The 19,753-nt window shown below is 51.2% G+C and carries 16 protein-coding genes; 15 read left to right on the forward strand and 1 reads right to left on the reverse strand.

The window, feature by feature from the left end:
* Positions 1 to 251 (reverse strand): hypothetical protein (locus NP603_RS15670; protein ID WP_256611880.1); only part of this gene is annotated, 251 nt, incomplete at its 3' end.
* A gap of 752 nt (positions 252 to 1,003) precedes the next feature.
* On the opposite strand from NP603_RS15670, the gene amoC reads away from it, so the two are divergent.
* From amoC to tssE, 15 genes are all read left to right on the forward strand, one after another.
* Positions 1,004 to 1,756, forward strand: a complete 753-nt coding sequence (gene amoC, locus NP603_RS15675; RefSeq protein ID WP_256611881.1) for a bacterial ammonia monooxygenase, subunit AmoC — start codon at positions 1,004 to 1,006, stop codon at positions 1,754 to 1,756.
* Between the two features lie 116 nt (positions 1,757 to 1,872).
* Positions 1,873 to 2,622 (forward strand): bacterial ammonia monooxygenase, subunit AmoA, encoded by a 750-nt coding sequence (gene amoA, locus NP603_RS15680; protein ID WP_256611882.1) that lies wholly within the window; start codon positions 1,873 to 1,875, stop codon positions 2,620 to 2,622.
* An 88-nt stretch (positions 2,623 to 2,710) separates the two neighbouring features.
* Positions 2,711 to 3,955: a bacterial ammonia monooxygenase, subunit AmoB gene (amoB, locus tag NP603_RS15685; protein ID WP_256611884.1), complete on the forward strand. Its 1,245-nt coding sequence runs from the start codon at positions 2,711 to 2,713 to the stop codon at positions 3,953 to 3,955.
* Between the two features lie 157 nt (positions 3,956 to 4,112).
* Complete coding sequence (locus tag NP603_RS15690; RefSeq protein ID WP_256611885.1) at positions 4,113 to 4,511, forward strand: hypothetical protein; 399 nt, start codon at positions 4,113 to 4,115, stop codon at positions 4,509 to 4,511.
* A 188-nt stretch (positions 4,512 to 4,699) separates the two neighbouring features.
* The gene (gene tagH / locus NP603_RS15695; protein ID WP_256611886.1) at positions 4,700 to 6,085 is read left to right on the forward strand and encodes a type VI secretion system-associated FHA domain protein TagH; all 1,386 of its coding nucleotides are present in this window, start codon (positions 4,700 to 4,702) and stop codon (positions 6,083 to 6,085) included.
* A gap of 54 nt (positions 6,086 to 6,139) precedes the next feature.
* Positions 6,140 to 7,480 carry a type VI secretion system baseplate subunit TssK gene (tssK, locus tag NP603_RS15700; protein WP_256611887.1) on the forward strand — a complete coding sequence of 447 codons (1,341 nt, stop codon included), beginning with the start codon at positions 6,140 to 6,142 and terminating at the stop codon, positions 7,478 to 7,480.
* 162 nt (positions 7,481 to 7,642) lie between these two features.
* Positions 7,643 to 8,809 carry a type IVB secretion system protein IcmH/DotU gene (icmH, locus tag NP603_RS15705; protein ID WP_256611888.1) on the forward strand — a complete coding sequence of 389 codons (1,167 nt, stop codon included), beginning with the start codon at positions 7,643 to 7,645 and terminating at the stop codon, positions 8,807 to 8,809.
* A gap of 9 nt (positions 8,810 to 8,818) precedes the next feature.
* On the forward strand, positions 8,819 to 12,376 hold the full coding sequence (gene tssM, locus NP603_RS15710) for a type VI secretion system membrane subunit TssM (protein WP_256611889.1): 3,558 nt from the start codon (positions 8,819 to 8,821) through the stop codon (positions 12,374 to 12,376).
* A complete protein-coding gene (gene tagF, locus NP603_RS15715; RefSeq protein WP_256611890.1) occupies positions 12,373 to 13,905 on the forward strand; it encodes a type VI secretion system-associated protein TagF in 1,533 nt (510 codons plus the stop codon). Before tssM ends, tagF begins: the two co-directional genes overlap by 4 nt.
* Before the next feature lie 736 nt (positions 13,906 to 14,641).
* Entirely contained in the window at positions 14,642 to 15,676 is a 1,035-nt protein-coding gene (tssA, locus tag NP603_RS15720; RefSeq protein WP_256611892.1) for a type VI secretion system protein TssA, read from the forward strand.
* Positions 15,677 to 15,714: 38 nt separating this feature from the next.
* Positions 15,715 to 16,245 carry a type VI secretion system contractile sheath small subunit gene (gene tssB, locus NP603_RS15725; protein WP_256611893.1) on the forward strand — a complete coding sequence of 177 codons (531 nt, stop codon included), beginning with the start codon at positions 15,715 to 15,717 and terminating at the stop codon, positions 16,243 to 16,245.
* Between the two features lie 3 nt (positions 16,246 to 16,248).
* Complete coding sequence (gene tssC, locus NP603_RS15730; RefSeq protein WP_256611895.1) at positions 16,249 to 17,736, forward strand: type VI secretion system contractile sheath large subunit; 1,488 nt, start codon at positions 16,249 to 16,251, stop codon at positions 17,734 to 17,736.
* 165 nt (positions 17,737 to 17,901) lie between these two features.
* On the forward strand, positions 17,902 to 18,384 hold the full coding sequence (locus tag NP603_RS15735) for an Hcp family type VI secretion system effector (RefSeq protein ID WP_256611897.1): 483 nt from the start codon (positions 17,902 to 17,904) through the stop codon (positions 18,382 to 18,384).
* A gap of 57 nt (positions 18,385 to 18,441) precedes the next feature.
* Positions 18,442 to 19,251 carry a type VI secretion system accessory protein TagJ gene (locus tag NP603_RS15740; RefSeq protein WP_256611899.1) on the forward strand — a complete coding sequence of 270 codons (810 nt, stop codon included), beginning with the start codon at positions 18,442 to 18,444 and terminating at the stop codon, positions 19,249 to 19,251.
* Positions 19,251 to 19,751 carry a type VI secretion system baseplate subunit TssE gene (gene tssE / locus NP603_RS15745; protein WP_256611900.1) on the forward strand — a complete coding sequence of 167 codons (501 nt, stop codon included), beginning with the start codon at positions 19,251 to 19,253 and terminating at the stop codon, positions 19,749 to 19,751. The genes NP603_RS15740 and tssE overlap by 1 nt, the downstream gene beginning before the upstream one ends.
* The last annotated feature ends 2 nt before the right edge of the window (positions 19,752 to 19,753 follow it).

Here is a 19,753-nt window from a genome sequence, read left to right on the forward strand (position 1 = left end):
CTCGGCAATCGCCAATAAGTCGAGATAGTCGTCGAAATCAAAGTGAAGATTTTTAGCCCGCGATAGCCGTCGCGTCGGGCGGGTTTTCGTAGCGAAGCGGAGAAAGCCTGCAAGGCCTCGCGAAATGGCGTGAAGTCATGCGAAAGCCTAAGTTTCGATACCCTTGTTGGGACGAGACTAGGTGACGCGGATAAATCGGGGTCGTCGAAGGCGTGAGCGGTTGCGTGCATTTTTTCTGACTTTTCGGTCAATGGATTCCGAAAAATCTTTCGCAAAAATAGCGCGTTTCGGCGCAAGAATACCCTCCGAAGCATAAAAGAGGGCATAGGATCTCGCGCTCCATTCGCAACTGCTCGTTTTCCCAGCGTAACCAGCGCAAATTTTCCTGATCGGCCAAGTTGAGGTAACCCCTTTTCTCACATCGTCCAATCTTTACCGATTTGCGCTCTACGCGTACCCAGCGACCGAGTGCACTTATTGAGAGGTGTCTGGATGCCCCGCGATTTGCTGTTATGCACATCGAGCTTACAACGCTATTGATTCGGACCGCTGGCGTTTGAATGTTTTTGTTTGCCGATTCCTCAAACGCCAGTAAATACGCGAACTTTGTCAATACCAGCACCAGATAGGTTAAAACTTCACGTATAGATTGACGGCTTCTTGCTTGGTTTCCTAGCTGAATTATGGCGGGATGACGTGTTTTCTCGGTGATGATGACCTCTTTTTGTTGAATACGCCTGTCTTTCGAGGCGTTAGGGGGGCATCACATTATTCTTCTCAATTCGCGTTTGCGCAGTGTGCTTTTAGCCAGTGCGCGGCCTCAAGTCGCGGTAACGTTGTTGGACTTGGAAAAAATTGAAATTGTCTTGACAACAAAATAGTAGGTGGTAGACTGCCTCGCACCTTAAGGGATGAGGGTGTCTTCGTAAGAAGTCTGGTAATAGGGAAAAACAAAGAACTCCCGATACGATCGGGGATTTAGATAATCTTTTAGGAGGTAGAAATGGCTGCTACAACTGAATCAGTTAAGGCTGATGCTGCGGAAGCACCGCTTTTAAATCAAAGAAACCTGTGGGCAGGCGTTGCTCTGTACTTGGTTTTTTATTCATTCATTCGCTGGTATGAAGGTGTTTACGGCTGGTCCGCTGGTCTTGACTCATTCGCGCCTGAGTTTGAAACATACTGGATGAATATGCTGTACATCGAGATCGTTCTTGAAGTGCTGCTGTTTGCTGGTATCAATGGTTACATCTGGAAAACTCGTGATCGCAAAGTAATGTCAATCACTCCGCGTGAAGAACTGCGTCGTCACTTCACTCACTGGACTTGGTTGGTTTGCTACGGTTGGGCTATCTACTGGGGTGCTTCTTACTTCACTGAACAAGACGGTACCTGGCACCAAACTATCGTTCGTGATACTGACTTCACTCCAAGTCATATCATCGAGTTCTACCTGTCATACCCAATCTACATCATCACTGGTTCAGCTTCATTTATGTATGCAAAAACAAGACTGCCTACATACCACGAAGGTCTGCACCTGATGTATTTGGTTGCGGTTATCGGTCCTTTCATGATTCTGCCAAACGTTGGTTTGAATGAATGGGGTCACACATTCTGGTTTATGGAAGAGTTGTTCGTTGCTCCATTGCACTACGGTTTCGTATTCTTTGGTTGGGCTGCTCTGGCTATAATGGGTGTTGTGAACACCGAAGTAATGGCAATTGCAAAATTGCTGAAAAAAGATCTGGCTTAATAGCTTATCTTTAAAAGTAAAAATACTATCTCCTTTCCTGCCGCTACTTTGTTTGAGTGGCGGTAGGATAAAGAGAAGTCAAAAAATATAATTTTAATTCTTTAGGAGGTAAGCTAATGAGCGCATCTCAATCAGCTGTACGTTCACGTGCGGAAGCGGTACAAGTTTCCCGTACGTTTGACTGGATGATTCTTTTTACACTGTTCACAGCGGTTCTGGGCGGTTACCACATTCACTATATGTTGACTGGCGGTGACTGGGATTTCTGGACCGACTGGAAAGATAGACGTCTGTGGGTAACCGTAGCGCCTATCGTTTCTATTACTTTCCCTGCGGCTGTTCAAGCTTGCTTGTGGTGGAGATACCGTTTGCCAGTTGGTGCAACTCTTTCTGTTGTTGCTCTGATGATCGGTGAGTGGATCAACCGTTACATGAACTTCTGGGGCTGGACATACTTCCCAGTAAACATTTGCTTCCCATCTAACCTACTGCCAGGCGCTATCGTTCTGGACGTGGTTCTGATGTTGGGCAATAGCATGACTCTGACTGCTGTTATCGGTGGTTTGGCGTACGGTTTGCTGTTCTACCCAGGCAACTGGCCTGTCATCGCGCCATTGCACGTTCCTGTTGAATACAACGGTATGATGATGACTTTGGCTGACTTGCAAGGTTACCACTACGTACGTACCGGTACACCTGAGTACATCCGTATGGTTGAGAAAGGTACATTAAGAACTTTCGGTAAAGACGTTGCTCCTGTATCAGCGTTCTTCTCTGGTTTCGTTTCTATCATTATCTACTTCTTGTGGCACTTCTTCGGTCGTTGGTTCGCAAAAACTGACTTCATCGCAGACGACGCTTCTTAATTAGAAGTAGTAGGAAAATGAACTTGGCGGACAATAATAAGCCGTCAAAAAGTCTTAATTAAATTTCTCTAGTGATAGAGGAGGAAATATGAAAATAATAAAAGACAAAGTTGCAAAACTGTCCTTTGTCGCACTGTTGGTAGCAATGGCAACAGCGATGTTCTACGCTCCAGCAGCATCTGCTCATGGTGAAAAGTCACAGGCTGCGTTCATGCGTATGCGTACTATTCACTGGTTTGACTTGAACTGGTCAAAAGAAGAAGTAGCTGTCAACGAAACCATGACTATTTCTGGCAAATTCCTGGTGTTTGCAGGCTGGCCGGAAACTGTTGATAAACCAGAAGTTTCATTTTTGAACGTTGGTATCCCAGGACCTGTATTTATCCGTGCTGGCTCTTGGATTGGCGGTCAACTGGTTCCTCGTTCTGTTTCTTTGGAACTGGGCGAAGTTTATGAGTTTAAAGTTCTGTTGAAAGCTCGTCGTCCTGGTGACTGGCACGTTCACTCAATGATGAACGTACAAGGCGGTGGTCCAATCATCGGTCCTGGTAAATGGGTTACTGTAACTGGTTCTATGAGCCAATTCGTAAACCCAGTAACTACTTTGACTGGTCAAACCATCAACTTGGAAAACTACGCTCTGGATAACGTTTACTTCTGGCACGCTGTGTGGTTCGCAATTGCGTTCGCATGGTTGCTGTTCTGGATCAAACGTCCTCTGTTCGTTCCACGTCATATCGCTGTAAGCACTGGCAAAGCAGATTCTTTGATCTCTGCTGGTGATAAAAAAGTTGGTATGTTGTTCGGTGTTGGTACCATGGTTATCGTAGCTGCTTCTATGGCTTCTACTAACGAAAAATACCCTGTTACTACTCCGCTGCAAGCTGGTTTGTTGCGTGGTATGAAAACTTACCAAATGCCAGAGTCAACTGTTTCTGTGAAAGTTGATGATGCTACTTACCGTGTGCCAGGTCGTGCAATGCAAATGACCTTGACCGTAACAAACAATGGCGATTCTGCTATCCGTTTGGGTGAGTTCAATACTGCTGGCGTTCGCTTCTTGGATCCTGCTGTTCATGAAGATGACACCAACTATCCTGACGACTTGTTGGCTGAAGAAGGCTTGACTGTTAGCGATAACAGCCCTCTGGCTCCAGGTGAAACCCGCACTATCGAAGTTACCGCTTCTGATGCTGCTTGGGAAGTATATCGTCTGGCTGACTTGATCTATGACCCAGACAGCCGCTTTGCTGGCTTGCTGTTCTTCTGGGATGCTAACGGCAACCGTCAATTGGTAACTGTTGACGCTCCGCTGATCCCAACTTTCATCTAATATGTGAAAGGATTCTAGGTAGATAAAAGCCTAGAATTGAAAGACAAACCCTCGCTATTGAAAAATAGCGGGGGTTTTTTTTGGTGTAAACTACTGGTCAAAATCAATATTTAAAAATTTTAATCAGGATTAATGTTTTGGATTTAAGAGTATCGAAATGAAGAAGGTAATGTTGGTTTGTTCTCTCTTTTTATTTGTGGGGTGTGTAGAAAAGGATGAATATCAAAATGCGGTATTGGAGCAGATGAAAACGGAGAAAGATATTAAGGACTATAAAATCGAGCCAGAAGAAATGACAAAGTGCGTGGTGAACGAATCGTCATCAAATATGCCTGGTTTGTTCTTTTTAGACCCTCAGCGCAGGCAGGCATATAAGAATTATACGAAAATGCTGGCGCTTAATAAGTCGGCTGATCCAAAAAAAACATTGGAGGAATTAAGGGGCGATTTTGGTGATGCGAAAAAGCTAGCTGATGCACATTCTAATTATGTAGAAAGCGTAGTTGATTGTATGTCAAGTTTAGTATCTTCCACTGAAGAGGCTCAAAAAAAATAAGTTAAATAAAAGACATCGAGATAAATTCTCGGAGCGGAATTGGAAGATTCTATAGATTGTATTCTATACAAGTATTAGGAGGCTGGTTGATTATGGTATTAACAGATAATTTAATTAGTGGTTATTTTGTTGGTTGATTTGCAATAAAATACTATGTTAATAATTCTATCTGATACAGGAATGTCACTGTGCCTCTAAGATTAAGAGTTATCTCATATAAGGGTATTCCTTCAAGCACTGATTTGTCGGCTACGTTCGATGAACGCGGGGGTACTATTGGGAGGAAAAATGAAAATACATTAGTATTAACCGATCCGGAAAACTTTGTTTCAGGTCGTCACGCTGAAGTTTTCTACCAAAATGGACGATATCGCCTAAAAGATACTAGTAAAAATGGGACGTTTCTCGTTAAAGCAGATATTAGTATAACCGGCGAAGATGTTACGTTACAAAATAACGAAATATTGCGCATAGGTGAATACGAGGTACAGGTCGAAATTGATAACGAATCCACCGAACGCCCAATTCTAGATTTTTCGGCAATTGATCGAGGTCCTTTCTCAAAATCTTTTGAAATCGAACCGAATTCGCCAATTGCATCTACCTCTAACTCCTCAGTTTTTGGGCACCAAATAGAAAAGCCGCTATTTGATCTAGCACCCAATCAATCATACCAAGATAGCTTTTCCCCGCCCGATGTTTTATCGGCAAACGTATCTCCTTTTAAGACCCAGGAAAGAGATATTGCGGAACTTTTAAAAGGATTGGATTCATTAGCTCCAACCCCGCCTTTTGGTGCATCCGAAATTGCAGGCACAGCAGATGCGCCGAAATCGTCTGCTTTGGAAGTTGCGCCAGAAACTTATTCAGCACCTAAGTCCCAAGGAACCTATTACAGTGACGATCAAATAAATGACGATCAGGTTCCGAGTCTTAGGGCGATCAAGGATTTAAGCGAGTGCGTGACGTCTACAAATTCGAATGCTACTCCAGGAACAACTCCAGATAACAGTGAGTTACTTAGGTGCTTTTTGCAAGGTGCTGGCATAAATGATTTGGATTTTTTGCCGGAATCTCAGCGGTCAAATGCCATGACTGCCGCAGGAAAGTTATTCCGCGATTTGATAGAAGGATTGATGGATGTATTACGCGTACGCGCAGAGATGAAGAGTGAGTTTCGCGTTTCAGTTACCACAATCCGGTCAACAGAAAATAACCCACTAAAATTCAATCCTGATGTGGAAAGTGTGCTTAAACTTATGTTGGCGCCAAATAATCCGGCTTTCATCGCACCGGATGTTGCGGTAACCGAAGCGTTTAGAGATCTTAGATATCATCAAATGGCCGTTACAGCAGGCATACAAGCATCGTTGGCGGAGATCTTGCGACGATTTGAGCCTGAAGCCTTCGAGAAAACATTGGGTGAAGGATTAGTGTTTCAGAAAAAGGCGAGGTGTTGGGAGCTTTATTGTGAAAAATACCCTGAATTAAAGTCGTTAGCCGTCGAAGAGTTTTTTGGAGAAGAATTTGCCGATGCCTACGAGAAACAGATGCATCTATTCAACCGCCGCTGAATATTAACAAACCTGAAGCTGATAGTAGGCTAACAAATCAAAAATCAACAGAGTATGGCTATAAGTAATAGGATTGTTTGGACTGAAGGCATGTTTTTACGGCCGCAGCACTTCCAACAACATGACCGCTATTTAGAAAGGCTGGTAGATGGGCGCTGCCGTGGAATCCGAGCGCATGATTGGGGGGTTTCGACACTTGCAATCGACATCAGCCAATTGCCGATCGGGAAAATTTGTCTGAATGAAGCGAGAGGTATATTCCAAGACGGTACGCCGTTTTATATGCCACATGAAGACGATCTGCCGTTACCCTTGGATGTTCCGCCGGGAACCAGCAATGAAATTGTTTACTTGGCACTGCCATTAATGCGGCCGGATGGGGTCGAGATCGACAGTGAACAAAATCCGGACGGGCTAGCACGCTATCGAATAAACCATCGTGAGGTCAGAGACAACAATGCCGGATATGACGGCCGTTATCCGGTGCAAATTGCGCATATGAGGCCGCGTCTACTATTAAGTTCGCAGGAACGCTCAGGCTATTTGTGTTTGGGGGTTGCCAATATCGTTGAAGTTCGAGCGGATAAAACCGTCGTGTTGGACGACAAATACATTCCTGCATCATTGCAATCCTCGGCTAGTCAAATTCTGGCTGGTTTTGTCCGCGAATTGCAAGGGTTGTTGCATACCCGGGGCGAGGCTCTAGCGAACCGCGTTGCCGGTGCATCGCACGGCGCCGCTGTCGCCGAAGTCGCAGATTTCTTATTGTTACAATCGATTAATCGCTACGAGCCCGTGCTCGCACATTTGGCTGAAGACAATTCCTTGCACCCTGAAAGCCTGTTTTCCTTGTGCCTGCAGATAATGGGAGATCTTGCAACTTTTTACCGGCCAAACAAGCGCCCGGTCGATATACCGCCCTACCAACACGATGATTTGCGCCGATGTTTCATCCCGTTGATCGACGAATTGCGTCGTCTGTTGAGCATGGTGTTGGAACAAAATGCGATTCAAATTCCACTCACCAAGCACAGCCAGTCGGTTTACTACTCGGGACGTCCGGATGTAAAACTATTGGAAAACGCAATCTATATACTGGCCGCCAGTGCGCAAGTATCTTCGGAAATGTTACGTATGCATTTTCCGCCGCAAGTAAAAATCGGCCCGGTTGAAGAAATCACGCAATTGGTCACTGCCGCTCTGCCCGGAATTGCGATACACCCGTTGCCGGTGGCGCCAAGGCAATTGCCTTACCACGCGGGCTGTTCGTATTTCGAACTCGACAAGCAGAGTCCCTATTGGAAAAAAATGGCTGAATCTGGCGGTTTTGCGTTCCATATCGGCGGCAATTTTCCCGGTTTGGAGTTGGAGTTTTGGGCAATAAAAAAAGGGTAGGCGGCGATGACGCAAAATGGTCCATTCGGTGATGACGATAAAACCGTATTAAGGCCTTCTCCGGGGGGGCGCATGCCTGACTCGGCCACGATCAGCAGAGTCGGGCAAAAGCCGATAACGCCACAGCCAGCCAGCTATCAAAATATTCCACCAATAAGTGCGTTGACAATTTCATCATCCGCCTCCTTATTGGATTTGGCAGCCGGATTGCTCTCGCTGGCCGCCAGATTAAGATCGACGGTCGCGTATGCGGCGGTGGACGAATTGAAACAAAAGTTGGCTAAAGAGATTAGCGAATTCGAGAATCGGGCGCTTGCCGCCGGCTTACAGCAAGAGCACGTCCGTATCGCCAGCTACGGGCTATGTACCTTTCTCGACGAAATCATCCAGAATACGCCTTGGGGCTCGCAAAGTAACTGGGGGCACCAGAGCTTATTGATCGTTTTTCACAAGGAAGCGTGGGGTGGCGAGCGGTTTTTCCAGATTCTCGACCAATTGGTGAAGCAACCCGCTCAGAATCTGGCACTGATTGAACTCGGTTATGCGCTTTTGAGCTTCGGCTTCGAAGGTAAATTCCGGATCATGGCGAATGGCATGAACGAACTGGAAAAGCAAAGGGTGGAACTGTACCAGTTGATCCAACGTGTCCGCGGAGATGCTCCCGTCGAATTGTCGCCTCGTTGGCAGGGCCAGAAAACTGTAATCCATCCGCTGATGTCTCGAGTACCGCTGTGGGTATTTGCAACCATAGCCGGAGGTCTGGCCTTACTGTGTTATTTGGGCTTCGCATTTTTTATCAATGCCGCTTCCGATCCCACCTACAAAGAGTTGCTTAAACTGAGCAAGGAGCCGATTTTGCTGGCCGCGGTGGAAGCGGCAACTCCGGTTGCACCGGTTAGTCCTCAGCCCAGTCCCAATCGCGCGCAACGCTTCATTCCGTTATTACGCGACGAAATAGCCAAAAACATGGTGGAAGTCGTAGATGACAGCATTATTCGGGTTCGCAATTCCTTCCCGTCAGGAAGCGACCAGGTAAAGCCCGAATTCATCCCGATGTTGAAAAAGATCGCCAAGGAACTGGAGAACCAACAAGACTCTATTTTAGTTACCGGGCACACCGACGATAGGCCTATCGTGTCAGCCCGTTTCCCGTCCAATTGGCATTTATCGACTGCGCGGGCGAAGAATGTGCTGGCAATCCTGACCGCTTCCGCACAATTGCGCGGGAGCGTCCGTGCCGAAGGGCGAGCGGACGGCGAGCCGTTGGAGCCTAACGACACCCCGGAGCATCGAGCCTTTAACCGCCGTGTCGACATCCTGATTAAGTGAGAATTGCGCGTGGAACGGACAATCAATTTTTTCAAACGTAAATGGGTGTTGGAACTGATCGGAGTGCTGTTCCTGGCACTGCTGATATGGTTTATCGGGCCATTGGTTGCGATTGCCGGCGTTGCGCCGCTGGAATCGGAGTTGGCCAGAGGAATAACGATTGGCCTGTTGGTATCGGTATGGTTGATTTACCGAATATTGGCCTACCGTTTTTCGCGGCAGCGCGACCAAAAACTGATGGCAGATTTGGCGGGAAACGATGCCGCCGATAGCGTCCACGGTACCGAAGCGGCCGCGGAGGCCGAGTTGGATGTATTGAACCGCGGCTTCGAAGAAGCATTGGCTTTGTTGAAAACCAGCGGACGCAAGCAGCAACGCGGCACGCAATTTCTCTATGAAATGCCGTGGTATGCGATTATAGGTGCACCGGGTTCCGGGAAAACCACGGCATTGATCAATTCCGGATTGCATTTCCCGCTGGCAGAGCGCTTGGGCAAACACTCCGTGAAAGGTGTCAGCGGCACCCGCGATTGCGATTGGTGGTTTTCGGACGAAGCGGTATTGTTGGATACTGCCGGCCGCTATACCACTCAGGACAGCCACAAGGAGGTCGACGCTTCGGCTTGGCAAGGTTTTTTGCAGCTATTGAAAAAATATCGGCCGCGCCGGCCATTGAACGGCGTATTCGTTGCGGTCAGCGTCAGCGATTTGATGCAACAAACGGAAGAAGAGTTACGCCAGCACGCCGCGGCGGTCCGGCGTCGGATCATGGAGCTGAACGACCGCTTGGGCGTGCAGTTGCCGGTTTACGTGTTGTTTACCAAAACCGACTTGATTGCCGGATTTAACGACTTTTTCGCAAACTTGACCGAAGACGAGCGCAGCCAAGTTTGGGGCGAAACCTTTCTGCGTACCGAGTCCGCTAACGATAATTCGGCCGAGCACCTCCAACAATTCGGGCGCGGCTACGACGAACTGGTCGAACGTCTGGTGCAGCGGCGTTTGAAACGGATGCAAGAAGAGCGCGATGTTCAGCGCCGCGCGGCCATTTTCGATTTCCCGCAGCAAATGATGCTGTTCAAAGCGGTGGCAACCGATTTTTTGCGGGCCACGTTTTCCACCAATCGTTATGAAGAACCGTTTTTATTGCGCGGTGTGTACTTCAGCAGCGGTACGCAGGATGGTACGCCGATCGACCGTATCATGTCGGTTCTGGCCGCCAACTTCAGGCTGGATCGCCAAGCCGTTCCGTTGTTGAGCGGCCGCGGTAAAAGTTATTTTCTGACCAAGTTGTTGAAGCAGGTCGTGTTTCCGGAAGCGGAATTGGTCGGCACCGATCCGCGCATCGAGCGCCGATACCGGTTGATGACGCTTGCCGCTTACGGTGCAACCTTTGCATTCGTCGCGATTGCGGCGCTGGTCTGGTCGATCAGTTTTACTGCCAACAAAATGGCGATTGCCGAAGTCGATAAACAGATAGAAGCCTACCGTGCCAGCAATATCGTGGCTCGGGATGCGCGAACCGGGTTTTTGGCGTTGTTGCCTAAGCTGGACGCATTACAGGCCGCGGCCGACGTTTACCGGCAAGCCGGCTGGAGTACCGGTTTTGGTCTGGATCAGGGCGATAAGATCGGCTCCGGAGTGGACATGGCTTACCAGCGCTTGTTGCGGGAAGGCTTTGCCGTGCAGATCGTACAGCGCTTACAACAACGCATGCAGGGTGACGAAGGCGCCAATCTGGACGTACTGTACCAGTTGCTGCGCGTCTATCTGATGTTCGGCGAACCGCAACGGCTGGACTCCAAGGTGGCGCAGCCCTGGATCAAGCTGGATTGGGAACAAATGTTCGCCACCGACCCGGAGACTCAAGCGAAACTGCAAACCCATTTGGACAATTTGCTGGCATTGCCGTTAGACCCGGTGGCGATCGACAACAACTTTGTCGGCGCAGTACGCAACAAACTGAGCCAGATACCGTTGGTCAACCAAGTTTACAGCCGATTTAAAAGCGAGGCCTTATTCGACCATAGCCGGGATTTGATCGTTGCCGCCCAATTAGCGCCGAATGGCGGCCGGGTTTTCGTCGCGGCCAACGGCAAAGAACTGGACTCTATCGTGGTACCCGGGGTGTTCACCGCTTATGGTTATACCGAGCTGTTTTTGAAAAAAGGTATGTCTTACGTCAAGGAAGCCAGCGAGCAGAATTGGGTATTGGGCGTAGAAACCGGCAATTCGTTGACCGAGATCGACCGCTTGTACGGCGATTTCAAACGGTTGTATCTGGCCGATTACCAAAAAGCCTGGGATGGCGTATTGGCCGGGGTCAAATTCCGGCCGCAAGCCGGAACGAGCCAACTGGTCGACACGCTGGATTTGTTGTCCAGACCGGACTCGCCGCTGAAATTGTTGCTCGAGTTGGTGGAAAAAAATACTTCATTGAGCAAACTCTCCGCCGACTTGGCGGAGAGCCTTAGCAAAGCGGCCGGTGGTATCGCCGTGCCGGAAGCCGCCACGCAAAAATTGCTGGCAGTGGCCAAGCAGAGCGAACAGGGCATAGATCCGGTTAAAGCCTTAGAGGCTTATTTCGAGCCTTTTAACGCCCAAGTGCGCGGCGCGGCGGACCGTCCGGCGCCGATCGCTTCGGCGTTGGCCAGCATTAAGAATCTGCACGACTACTTGATGCAAATCGGCTCGGCTAGCAATGCCGGCGGCCAGGCGCTATCCACCGAAGCGGCCAAAGCCGCCGGCGGCGGAATCGATCCGCTGCAGGCGGCGAAAATGGAATTCGCCCGCTTACCGGGGCCTATTGCGGCCTCTTTAAATGCCTTGACCGCCACCGGCGGCCAACAAATCAAGAGCGGAGCGAAAAACCAGCTCAACGAAATGTTGAAAACCGCCGTGGCAATCCCATGTAAGGCTGCCTTGTCCGGCCGCTATCCGTTTGCGAAAAATACGCCTCAGGATGTGTTACTGGCCGATTTCGGCAAGGTATTTGCCGCGAACGGAATTGTCGACCAGTTTTTCAACGCCAATTTAAAACCGTTCGTCGATATTGCCGCGGTGCAGTGGCAAGAACTCAAATCCGACAACGCTCTGGGATTGGCTCCGGCCAGTATCCGCCAATTCCAGATCGCCGCCAAAATCCGCGATGCGTTCTTTCCGGGCGGCGGTGCCGTGCCTCAAGTGCAATTTGAATTGAAACCCTTAGCGTTGGACGACCGGGTCGGCACCTTTCGCCTCAACATCGAAGGCCAGGAATTGGTCTATCGCCACGGGCCGGAACAGCTCACCAAATTTCAATGGCCGGGAAGCAATAACAGCGCCGGGGTTCGGGTGGTGTTCGAAACTTTGGACGGCAAACAAGTCAGCCGTGCCAAAGATGGCGCTTGGGCGCTGTTTCGTATGTTCGACGAATTCAACATCGAGCCGACCGGCTTGCCCGACCGCTTCAATCTGACGGTGCAAGTGGAAGGTTTCAGCGCCCGTTTCGAACTGCATGCCGCGAGCGTAAACAATCCGTTCGGCATTAGCGAATACCAAAGCTTCCGTTGTCCGGAGGCATTGTGACCAACATCGAACCGGCAACAGTCGGTTTTTTCGGCAAAGTTCCCACCTTGGGCGATTTTGTTAGTCGGCGCTTGCCCCGCCAATTTATCGAGCCCTGGGACCAATGGCTGCAATCATCGTTACGCGCCAGTCAGGACTCGCTGGGCGACAAGTGGCTATCGTCGTTTTTGGTCAGCCCTCTGTGGCGTTTTGCCCTCGGGCCCGGAATATGCGGTAACACAGCTTGGGCCGGCGTGATGATGCCAAGTGTCGACCGAGTTGGGCGTTATTACCCGTTGACCTTGGCCCAACCGGTGCCTAGCGATGCATTGATGGACTTGTTTCTGCCGGAAACCGCTTGGTTTGCGCAACTGGAAGACGCCGCGTTATCGGTATTGAGCGAGCCCTTCGATTTGGAGGGTTTTGATGCCGCCGTGTCCGGGATTTCCTGGAATCGATACGGCCCGGCCAATTATTTTCAAACCGAGGCGGCCGCGGATTTGGGGCAACACTCGGGTAAATTCGCGTTAGGCTTTGAGATGCGGGACTTGGCACAGAGCCACTTAGCGTATCCGCGCTTGAGCCAAGTTTTAATGGCTCGGTTTTTAAGCAGTTACAGCGTATGGTCTTCGGCCGGTACTCAATCGGGCCCGGCCAATCTGTTAATTTGCGAGGGTCTGCCGCCTATCGATACCTATGCCGATTTTTTACAGGGTGTTCCGCAAAGCGCGCGCTCCTGGCAGTTGCAACGGCGCAAACAAATTTTGGAATGTCGCCAGGTCGGTCCTGAGCAGGTAAACGGCGCCGAAAAATCTGCCGAATCGGTTTCGGCTGCGCCTCTTTGGTGTTCGCATGGTATAAGCGTGGTCGGCAACAAACGTAAACACAACGAGGATGCAATGTTGGATTGCCCGGCGCAAGGATTGTGGGTGGTTGCCGACGGCATGGGCGGACACCAATCAGGAGACTTGGCCAGTCGTCTGGTTGTCGATAGCTTATCGGCCATGGCGGCCGCCGAGAGTTTGGACGGGCAAATTGCCGCCGCATTAGCTCGGTTGCAAAAAATCAACGATGATCTGCGCCGTTTTGCCTCAGGTTTGCAGCAGGGCGACATTATCGGCTCCACCGTTGTAGTACTTCTGGCCCGAGCGGAGGAATGCGCGGCGATTTGGGCCGGGGATAGCCGGCTGTACCAAATGCGGGGCGGGCAATTCCGGCAATTGACCCGAGATCACACGCTGTTGGACGAATTGATGGTGTCCGGGCTGATGACTCGGGAAGCGGCCGAGCAACAGGTTGGGGCCAACGTGATTACCCGCGCCGTGGGCGGCCAGCAAGAATTGGTATTGGACGTGGTGCGCTTCCGTGCGGAAGAGGGCGACCGTTATTTGCTGTGTAGCGATGGCTTGGACAAGGAACTGAGCGAGGCGGAAATTGCCCGTTTGATGGCGGTCGGCGATTGCCGGGAAGCAACGGATAGCCTGGTCAATCAGGCATTGGCGCGTAGCGGCCGCGACAACATTACCGTCGTCGTAGTGCAATTCGGCTGACGATCCGCAACTTGTCCAGTTTGGTGTGTTCATCATCCGGGTTTCGGTCATTCCGGCTCGTCGTTGCCATGCTGCCGGCCGCGTATATTCGTTGATTTTTGCCGGGATAGTCCCGCAGAGAACTCTGAAACCCGGGCGCGACTTACTAAATTCCGTATTAGCTACGAAATATCGTGCCAACATGCCGGTTTGACTCGATTGGCTGGATGGTGCCGATTCGTGAGTCAGTTCAAATATTTTCATATCGATCAATGGTTTGATCTCCATCAGCCGTTAAGCCAGCGCGGCTGGCACGCATATTGATTAATGCTTATCGTGATAGCCGAAGTCCTGACCTCAAACTCAGCGCTTGGATACAGCTACTATGCACCCGGCCCTTCAATGCCGTTCACCCCAAGGGGGTTTCAAAGGGGCTGCCGTATCGGGGTTGGAAAGGCTCTACCTAACGGAATACCGGTAATAAATAGGGGGCGAGTTGGTAACTTCGATTTTCGGCACGCGGCGCAAAAGCGGCTACACTGGATGCGCGGCCACACCGGGCGGATCACGCGGCGAGAATCCGCTCGGAGACACAAACCTTTAACCCGACTGGGTTATCGGTATGGGTGGTTGAAACGGTAGATTTCGCCGTGACGTCGATATCGACCGCCACACCTATCATTGCTGCTCGCCGCTGGAATCGCATTTGCCAACTGGCCGGTGCCGTTGGCGGGACTTTTAGATTGGAGAATAGAACATGGCAGATTTATCAGGCTTGTTGAACGAGATAAGCCCGGATAACCCGTGCGGCGACAATTTGGAATACGACGCCGCCCGGATTGCGTTGGACACGGATATTCAAGGTACGCCGGAAAACCAATTTACCGGCGAAAAAGCGATGCCGCCCAACTGGCGCGATATCCAAAAACAAACCCTGGCGCTGTTGGAAAGATCCAGGGATCTGCAGGTCATTTTGTACTTGATCCGGGCCTTGATTCCGCTGGAGGGTTTGGCCGGCTTTCGCGACGGCCTCGGTTTATTGCAGGAGTCGGTGAATCGGTACTGGGATAGCATTCATCCGCAACTCGATCCCGACGACGGCCTGGATCCGACCTTGCGCATCAACATCATCGAAGAATTGGTGAATTTCGACTGGATCATCCGGCCGTTGAGTTTGACGCCGCTGGTCGAATCCAAAGCCGTGGGCCGTTTCTGTTTGCGTGACATTCAGTACGCCACGGATAAATTGGAGCCGCCGGAAGGCGTCGCCAAACCGGATATCAATGCCATCAAGGCTGCGTTTTTGGATGTGGACGGCGAGGAATTGGCAGCAACATTCCGGGCGATAGGCGACGGCATCGCCAGCGTTGCTCAGCTTGAGAACTTTGTCAGCGAAAAAGTCGGGGTTGGGCAAGGGGCGAATTTATCCGCACTCCGCTCGTTGTTGAAAGAAATCAGTTACCAATTCGAGCAACTGGCCGGTGGTCGGCTGGCTGGCGAAGCCGAAGACACCGAACAGGACGCCGGCGAAGACGCTGAAACCGAAGCCGGTACTAAAGCGCCGACCAAGGTAAAACAGGCGGCCGGGACGATAGAGACGCGGGCGGATGTGGTTAGAACTTTGGATTTGCTCTGCAAATATTACGCCGAATACGAACCGTCCAGTCCGGTGCCTATTTTGTTGCAACGCGCCAAATATCTCGCCACTGCGGATTTCCTGAGCATAGTCAACAACCTGATGCCGGATGCGCTGTCGCAAATAGATTTAATCAAAGGTCCCGATCTGAACTAAAGTTTTAATGTTGTTAACTATTTCAACTGGAGAGAAACATGGCTGAGAGTAGTCAGAAATTTATACAGAGAAACCGGGCGCCCCGGGTGCAGATTGAATACGATGTCGAATTGTACGGCTCGGAAAAGAAAGTGCAGTTGCCGTTCGTGATGGGCGTGATGTCCGACTTGTCCGGAAAACCCTCCGAACCGCTGGCGCCCGTGGCCGACCGCAAATTGCTGGAAATCGACGTCGACAATTTCAACGACCGTCTGAAATCGATGAAGCCGCGCGTTGCGTTTCAGGTCGCCAATACCTTGACCGGCGAAGGCAATTTGAGCGTGGATATCACCTTCGAAAGCATGGACGATTTCTCGCCGGCCGCCGTGGCGAAAAAGGTTGCCGGTTTGGACAAAATCCTGGAGGCCAGAACCCAGTTGTCCAACCTGATTACTTATATGGACGGCAAGACTGGCGCCGAAGAACTGATTGCCAAGCTGATCAACGATCCGGCCTTGTTGCAAACCTTGGCGGCATCCGCCAAGCCAGCCGAGTCCGGCGCCGAAACCACCGAAGGGCAAGGGGAATAAGCCATGGCAGAATTAGAATCGCAAAGCGCGCAAGGTGCAACCCAAACCCTGGAGTTCGACGATTTTTCCGCATTGCTGGCCAAGGAATTCAAACCGGGCACCGAGGCGGCGAATCAAGTCAACACCGCGGTAGCGACCCTGGCCCAATACGCCTTGAAGGACGTAACAAAAGTTTCTGACGATGCCATCAAGTCGATCCAGGCCATCATCGCCAGCCTGGACCAAAAAATAACCGAGCAGTTGAATCTGGTCTTGCACCACCCCGATTTCCAAAAACTGGAAGGTGCCTGGCGCGGCTTGCACTACTTGGTTAACAACACCGAAACCGACGAGATGTTGAAAATCAAGGTGTTGAATATTTCGAAAAACGAACTGGGCAAAACTCTGAAAAAATTCAAGGGTACCGCCTGGGACCAAAGTCCGCTGTTCAAAAAGCTGTACGAAGAAGAATACGGCACCTTCGGCGGCGAACCTTTCGGTTGTTTGGTCGGCGACTACCATTTCGACCACAGTCCGCAAGACGTCGAATTGTTAGGCGAGATGGCCAAAATCAGCGCTTCGGCGCACACGCCTTTTATCTCCGGCGTGGCGCCGTCGGTTCTGCAAATGGAAAGCTGGTCGGAATTGGCCAATCCGCGCGATTTGACCAAAATCTTCCAGACTCCGGAATACGCCGCGTGGCGGTCGCTACGCGAATCGGAAGATTCGCGCTACATCGGTTTGGCAATGCCGCGCTTCCTGAGCCGCTTGCCTTACGGCTCCAAAACCGATCCGGTCGAAGAATTCGATTTCGAAGAAGATACTTCCGGAGCCGATAGCAGCAAATATACCTGGTCTAACGCGGCCTATGCGATGGCGGTCAACATCAACCGTTCGTTTAAATATTACGGCTGGTGTTCGCAGATTCGCGGCGTCGAGTCCGGCGGTGCGGTGGAAGGTTTGCCGGTGCACTCGTTTCCGACCGACGACGGCGGCGTCGATATGAAATGCCCGACCGAGATCGCGATTACCGACCGCCGCGAAGCGGAACTGGCGAAAAGCGGTTTCATGCCGTTGTTGCATAAGAAGAATACCGACTTTGCCGCGTTTATCGGGGCGCAATCCTTACAAAAGCCGGCCGAATACGAAGATCCGGACGCAACCGCCAACGCCAACTTGGCCGCACGCCTGCCGTATCTGTTCGCGACCTGCCGCTTCGCTCATTATTTGAAGTGTATCGTCCGCGACAAAATCGGCTCTTTCAAGGAAAGGGAGGACATGGAGTCCTGGTTGAACACCTGGATCAGCCAATACGTGCTGACCAACCCGGCGGTCGCCACCGAGAAAGACAAAGCCAGACGGCCGTTGGCCGGTGCCGAAGTGGTGGTGGAGGAAGTGGAAGGCAATCCCGGCTATTACCAATCCAAGTTTTTCCTGCGGCCGCACTATCAATTGGAAGGTCTGACCGTGTCTTTGCGTCTGACGTCCAAATTACCGTCACAGAAAGGGTAACTAGCGTTATTCGATCGTGCCGGATGCTGTTCGGTTGGTAATGCCGGGCATTCGGCCCGCCGCGGCTAGCGGCAAGAAATTTTATAAATCCCGGATCGCCGGGACCTATAAATCCCGGGTGGCATACCCGTTTGTTTTAATGACTAAAGTGGAAAGGAGAGCAGTATGATTTTATTGAAATTTGCAACCGAAATTAAAGGCGACAGCACCGTCGAGGGCCATGCGGACTGGATCACGATCGATTCTCTGCAATGGGGTGTCGGCCGCGCGATCAGCACCAGCGGTGCCGGTAAAGACCGGGATACCAGCAATCCGTCTTTTTCGGAAGTGACCATGTCCAAGAGCATGGACGTTGCGTCCGTCGATCTGTGGATGCAAGCCATTTGCGGCAAAAGCTTGGGCACCGCGACGATTCATTTCATTCAAACCGCCGGCGCCGATACCAAACAGCAAGTCTTTTTGGAAATCGAGCTGTCGGAAGCCATCGTCAGCAGCTACAGCCAAAGCAGCGGCGGCGAACGTCCAAACGAATCGATTTCCATCAATTTCAACCAGGCCAAAATGAAGTACAGCACCTTCGGCGAAGGCAAGTCGGCCACCGCCGGTGCATTCAAAGGCTGGGATTTGAAGAAAAACCAAGCGCTTTAATCGCCGTCCCCGGCGGCGGGGCTGCCGGGGATATCTTTCCGACCTATTGGAGAAGTCATGCTCACTGTTTCGCAACTGATCGCAAACGGAGAATTGGAGCCCGCTTTGCAGCAAACCCAGCAACAGATCCGCCAGAGTCCGGCGGACGCCAAGCTGCGGGTTTTATTGTTCCAGTTGTATTGCATATCGGGCTTGTGGGACAAAGCCCTCAACCAACTCAATGTGTTGCGCGATCTGGATGCATCCACTCTGCTGATGGTCAGTACCTACGAACAGGTTTTACAGTGCGAGGCCTTGCGCAAGGAAGTGTTTGCCGCCCGCAAGACACCTTTGGTTTTCGGCCAACCGCAGGAATGGATGGCTCTGATGCTGGAAGCGTTGAAACTCGAAAGCGACGGCAATCACTCCCACGCCGCCGAATTGCGCAGCCAAGCCATGCAACAGGCGCCGGCTACGCCCGGTTCCATCGACGGTACCCCGTTCGCCTGGATCGCGGACGCCGACGTTCGGCTCGGCCCCTGCCTGGAGGCCGTTATCAACGGCCGTTATTATTGGATTCCCTTCATGCAAATCAGCAAGATTCAGTTGGAAAAGCCGACCGACTTGCGCGATTTGGTCTGGCTCCCCGCGCATTTTACCTGGATCAATGGCGGCGAAGCCGAAGGCTTTATCCCAACGCGTTATCCCGGTTCGGAATTGGCGGCCGATACACGAATTCGCCTGTCGCGGCTGACCGATTGGCTGCCGGTTGCCGATGAAACGGTTCACGGTCTTGGTCAGCGCTTATTCGCAACCGATGCCGACGATTATGCGTTATTGGATGTGCGCGCTATCGAACTGACGACTGGCGCGACGGAATCGCAGTAATGGCCGATTTGCTTCACTCCGAGCGTTTGCAGCCGTCCTTGTTGGACCGCCTGACCGACGATGCGCCGGAGAATCAAAAAGAAAGCCGGGAACAGCGCGTCATGTCGATGCGCCAGCTCAGGCAAAGCGTGCTGCGCGATTTAAGCTGGCTGCTGAACACGGCAGCCCTGGAAAGCATGACCGATCTCGGCGATTACCCGTTCGTGGCTAATTCGGTTTTGAACTTCGGTTCGCCGGTGTTTTCCGGCGTTTCGGTAACCGGAATCGATGCCAAACAGATCCAGAAAAAGGTTAAACAGGCGATAGCCAGTTTCGAACCGCGCATTTTGCCGGATTCGCTGTCGGTTGAACTGGTGAAAGACGACGAGCAGATGAGTAACAAAGCCCTGTCTTTTACCATCGAAGGCGATTTATGGGCACAGCCGTTGCCGATTCATTTGTTTATCCGTAGCGACCTCGATCTGGAGACCGGGGAAATGACCATTCAGGAATTGGATTGAGC

Source organism: Methylomonas aurea (assembly GCF_024505045.1).
GTDB lineage: Bacteria > Pseudomonadota > Gammaproteobacteria > Methylococcales > Methylomonadaceae > Methylomonas > Methylomonas aurea.